4 protein-coding genes and 1 pseudogene are annotated in these 4,074 nt (G+C 71.9%); all 5 read right to left on the bottom strand.

Annotation, left to right across the window (positions count from 1 at the left end; translation table 11 throughout):
- Positions 1 to 261: pseudogene (locus VHA72_RS09025) on the bottom strand (hypothetical protein); the annotation flags it as partial.
- Between the two features lie 64 nt (positions 262 to 325).
- Complete coding sequence (locus VHA72_RS09030) at positions 326 to 1,465, bottom strand: hypothetical protein (protein WP_325574400.1); 1,140 nt, start codon at positions 1,463 to 1,465, stop codon at positions 326 to 328.
- A 43-nt stretch (positions 1,466 to 1,508) separates the two neighbouring features.
- Positions 1,509 to 2,081, bottom strand: coding sequence for a DUF8017 domain-containing protein (locus VHA72_RS09035; protein WP_325574402.1), 573 nt, complete (start codon positions 2,079 to 2,081; stop codon positions 1,509 to 1,511).
- 170 nt (positions 2,082 to 2,251) lie between these two features.
- Complete coding sequence (gene glmM / locus VHA72_RS09040) at positions 2,252 to 3,613, bottom strand: phosphoglucosamine mutase (protein WP_325574404.1); 1,362 nt, start codon at positions 3,611 to 3,613, stop codon at positions 2,252 to 2,254.
- Between the two features lie 18 nt (positions 3,614 to 3,631).
- Positions 3,632 to 4,074: 30S ribosomal protein S9 (gene rpsI, locus VHA72_RS09045; RefSeq protein ID WP_325574406.1), on the bottom strand; the 443-nt coding region annotated here is incomplete at its 5' end.

The following is a 4,074-nucleotide window of genomic DNA, read 5'->3' on the forward strand; positions in this document are numbered from 1 at the left end:
GCCGTACCCCTCGACCTCGGCGACCAGCCTCTCCCAGGCTCCCGCCTCGATGACCGACCCCCGCTGGCCGCGAAGACCTGTCAGGGCCAGCGCCGGCCGGTAGGCCTGCCGGCGCGACCCGGCGTAGCGGACGCCGTACGCGGCGATGCGTGCGCGGTTGGCGTCGAAGGCCGCTTGGACGGCGGTGGTGCCGGTCTTGTGCGGACCGATGTGGACCAGCCGACTGCCGGGCGGCAGGAGCAGATCATCAAGCCCGGGCATGCCCGAACCCTATCGCCCAGTCCGGACCGCCGATGCCTCGGTCGAGCGTCGCCGGCGCCTTCCTCTACCGGGCCGGCCGGAGGCGATGCAGAAGTCGACGCGTCCCCCGCTCAGGAGCATCACTCGCCACCTGCCGGGAGGGGCGCGAATCCTCGTCGCGGTCCTGCGGCGTCGCCAACGCCATTCCGACCGAGAAGCGCGCTGCTATCTCGGAGGGCACCGCGACCGGGCCATCCGGCATCGACGGCTCGTAGGCAGCGTTCGCCAACGATGAGGGGTCACCGATGACCTGGATGCCCGAAGCCGTCAGGTAGTCGCGGATCTCCGCACCGACCCGATTCGCCTCGTCGACCGCCCAGTCGGGCGTGCTCAGCTTCGCCTCCCCCTTGTCGGGCACCCTCTCCTTGACGTAGCGGCTTGCGCGCAGGATCAAGCGGTGGCGCTGCGCGACAGACAGTCCACTGGCTCGGCCCAGCGCATGGAACCCGCGCACCAGCTCCAACTCGGGGAGCGTGTAGGACCGGTTGACCATCACGTCGCGATCGACGAGCGTGCCCGGAGCCAGGTCGAGAAGCTGCTCGAAGGAGCGCGGCACCATGGTGAAGTCCGAGCTGTCGGCGACGATCGCCGCCACATGGTCCATACCAACCCGCTCCGCCCAACGGCGGATGAGCTCGTCATGGCGCTGCCGCCGCCAGAAGGTCTGCGAGCGTTCCGACTCCCGATCGTGGAGCACGAGATCGAGCCAGAACGCATAATCGTGAGTCATCCCCCGATGCACGCTCTGCTGGTACTGGCTGGGGAGGATCTTGGCGAGCGGCCGCAGCGTCACGACGACGTGGAGCCGCTCCGCCCCGATCTGCTCGACGATGGTGTCGAGATGCTCGTCGGTCGCGTCGGAGAGGAACTCGCTGCTGAAGACCGTCCGCGGGAACAGCTCATCGCGCATCGCCTCGACGACCTGCCGCCACATCCGCTCGCCGCGGCCAGGGTCCTGCCCGGGAATCAGCCGGCCCGTCAGCCACCGGGCGGCCGGTCCGTCATGACGACCGGAACTGGCGTATCGGACGCCCTGCAGCGCCAGGTCCGCCCGGGCCTGGTGGAGCGCGTCTTGGATCGCCGTGCTGCCGGTCTTGTGCGGACCGACATGAAGTAGCGCCGCACCCTCCGGGACGGGCCAAACGCAGGGGCGGTCATCCGGCATGCGCGGCATCCTACCTTCGCCATGGACGGATCCTGACGGTCAGTCACCTGACGGCATCACGCCCATCCTCGGCGAGTGACCCGACGATGCGGTCCGCCTCCGCCGCACTCAGATCACCGGGCTCGCCGACGTCACGGACGAGCACCAGCACGACCACACCGCGTGGCGTCTCCCGCCCGACCACGGTCAGGTGAGCGGTGGTCGGACCGCACGGCCCCGGCGGCACCGGTACGTCGAGGTCCACCCGCGAGCCGTGCGGGCGCACTGCCGCTCCGAGGCCGCCCTGGACCGCCCGTACCCAGGTCGTCGCGGCACCGGCGACCGCTGACGGCACCGGCCCGGCCACCGGCGGCAGCAGGCCGACGAAGGCGCGGCTGCTGGTGACGGCCGAGGGGCAGGAACCCGCGTCGTAGACCGCAGGCGCTCGGACCAGCGCCTGCTCGTCGTACCGGATCGCCCGAGTGGCGGGCTCCAGCCTCCAGTGCTCATGGGGAAGCGCCGCCCGCACGCCGTAGGCGCGCAGCCACTGTCGGTCCGGCTTGACGACCAGGGCGGCGGCCGTGCCGAGCACGCACAGCATCGCCAGCACGCCGAGCGCCCAGACTGCTCGCCGCAATGCCACCCCCGAGAGTGCGTCAGTGGAGCGCCAGCCTACGACGCCGGCCAGGCCCGGACGCCGCCGTGATGCGGCGAACACACCTGACGGCGCTGGTCTCGGCCGATCGCGGCTTCGCTCAGGTCCCCGGCCTCCGGATCAGGACTCCCGATGACCTCTGACCGAGCGGGTCAGCTGCGGAGCGCCAGCCGGCGGCGGACGACGTCCGCGAGCCGCTCGGCGACCTCGTGTGCCCGCTCCTGCGTCTCGGCCTCGACCATGACCCGCACCAGCGGCTCGGTGCCGGAGGGGCGCAGCAGGATCCGCCCGGCATCGCCGAGCTCCTTCTGCTCGGCCTCGACGGCCGCCACCAGCTCGGGGTCGTCGGTGCGCGACTTGTCCACGCCCGGCACGTTGAGCAGCACCTGCGGGAAGCGCTTCATCACCGCGGCCAGATCGGCCAGCGACCGGCCGGTCTCGACCATCCGCTCGAGGATGTGCAGCGCGGTCAGGGTGCCGTCGCCGGTGGTGGCGTACTCGCTGAGGATGATGTGGCCGGACTGCTCTCCGCCCACGACGTACCGGCCGGCGCGCATGTCCTCCAGCACATAGCGATCCCCCACCGCGGTCTGCCGCACGGTGATCCCGTGCTCCTGCATGGCGCGCAGGAAGCCGAGGTTGCTCATCACGGTGACGACCACGGTGTCGTCGACCAGCCGGCCCTGCTCCTGCAGCGCCAGCGCCATGATGGCGATGAGCTGGTCGCCGTCGACGACGGTGCCCTCGTGGTCCACGCCGATGCACCGGTCGGCGTCGCCGTCGAACGCGAAGCCGCAGTCGGCGCCGTGCTCGACGACCGCGCGCTGCAGCGCCTCGGTGTGGGTGGCGCCGCAGTGGTCGTTGATGTCCAGGCCGGTCGGCGCGTGGTGGATGGCGATGACGCTGGCGCCGGCGTTCTCCAGCGCGAGCGGCGCCGAGGCCGACGAGGCGCCCTGGGCGCAGTCGACCACGACCGTCAGCCCGGCCAGCGGCTTGCGCAGGGTGCCGGTCAGGTGCCCGACGTACCGCTCCAGGGCGTCGGACGCGCTGCTGATCCGGCCGAGCGCGGCACCGGTGGGCCGCTCCCACGGCTGGCCGAGCCGCGCCTCGATCTCGTCCTCGAGTACGTCGTCCAGCTTCACCCCACCGCGCTGCAGGAACTTGATGCCGTTGTCGGGCATCGGGTTGTGCGAGGCGGTGATGACCACGCCGAGGTCGGCGTCCAGCGCGTCGGTCAGGTAGGCGATCCCGGGCGTGGGGATCACACCGAGGTCGAGCACGTCGACGCCGGCGGAGGCGAGGCCGGCCATCACGGCCGCCTGCAGGAACTGACCGCTGATCCGCGGGTCACGACCCACGACCGCGAGCGGGCGACCGCTCTCGTGGCGGCTGGCGAAGTCGTCGTGCCGGATCAGGACCTGGGCCGCTGAAACGGCGAGGTCCAGGGCCAGCGACGCGGTGAGGGTCTCACCGTTCGCCAGGCCCCGGACCCCGTCCGTGCCGAAAAGGCGCATGCCGTGCAGGTGACGCGATCAGCGCTTGCTGAACTGGCTGGCCTTGCGGGCCTTCTTCAGCCCGGCCTTCTTGCGCTCCACGACGCGGGCGTCGCGGGTGAGCAGACCCGCCTTCTTCAGGACCGGGCGGTAGGCCTCGACGTCGACGTCGTTCAGCGAGCGGGCCACGCCCAGGCGCAGCGCGCCGGCCTGGCCGGCGATGCCGCCGCCGTGGATGCGGGCGATGACGTCGAAGCGACCCTCGAGCTGCAGCGCGGCGAATGGCTCGGTCGCGATCTGGCGGTGCAGCGCGTTGGGGAAGTAGTCCTCGAAGGAGCGGCCGTTGATCGTCCACTGGCCGGTGCCCGGGACGATGCGGACACGGGCGACGGCCTCCTTGCGGCGGCCGGTGGCGCGGGCCGGGGCGATGGTCGCCGGGCGGCTCGGGGTGTCGACGGAGGCGGTGGACTCGGAGGTGTACG

Source organism: Nocardioides sp. (assembly GCF_035547795.1).
Lineage (GTDB): Bacteria > Actinomycetota > Actinomycetes > Propionibacteriales > Nocardioidaceae > Nocardioides.

Coding starts and splice junctions, on each gene's coding strand:
- VHA72_RS09030 (WP_325574400.1), bottom strand. CDS start 1,465: ATGCCGGATGACCGCCCCTGCGTTTGGCCCGTCCCGGAGGGTGCGGCG.
- glmM (WP_325574404.1), bottom strand. CDS start 3,613: ATGCGCCTTTTCGGCACGGACGGGGTCCGGGGCCTGGCGAACGGTGAG.